The 738-nt window shown below is 72.9% G+C and carries 1 protein-coding gene; it reads left to right on the plus strand.

Annotated elements, in window-relative coordinates:
* The coding region (locus AC5RUJ_RS17635; RefSeq protein WP_494156429.1) for a glycosyltransferase at positions 1-738 on the plus strand (738 nt) is incomplete at both ends.

Genomic DNA, 738 nt, shown 5'->3' on the forward strand with positions numbered 1-738 from the left:
AGGCCGGCCACCAGGTAACCGTGCTCACCACCCGGCCCCCCAAGGGACTCCCTGCCGCGGCGGGGACCAGCGGCGACGGCGCCCGGATCCTCCGCTGGCCCGTGCTGCGGGACGCCAGCGGCGCCGTGCGGGGCTATCTGCAGTACGCCAGCTTCGACATCCCGCTGTTCTTCCGCCTGCTGGCGCAGAAACCCTTCGACGTGCTGCTCGTTGAGCCGCCGCCGACCACCGGCGTGGTGGTCCGGGCCGCGGCCGCGCTGCGGCGCCGTCCCTACGTGTACTTTTCCGCCGACGTCAGCTCCGATGCGGCGGCCGGAATCGGAGTGCACCCGCAGGTGGTCAAGGTGCTGCGGGCAGTGGAACGCTGGGTGGTGACCGGCGCAGCCGGCGTCCTGAGCATCTCGACCGGCGTGACCCAGGCGCTGGCGCGGCTGACCTCCGGACGCGCCAGGGTGGCCGAGGTGGGCACCGGCATCGACACCGGCACCTTCAGCCTGCACGGGCCCCGGGATGCGCACCCCGGCCCCACCTTCGTCTACGCGGGCACCATGTCCGAAATCCAGGGCGCCGGCGTGTTCGTGGACGCATTCCTCAAGATCATGGACCGGTACCCTCACGCGCGGCTGCTGATGTACGGCGGCGGCGTGGAGTTGGAGGAGCTGCGCCGGCGGGCGGCACCGGCGGGTGAGCGCATCCGCTTCATGGGAACGGCCGACGGCGGCACGATCGCCGGCGCGC

It is taken from the genome of Arthrobacter sp. Y3223164 (assembly GCF_059091005.1).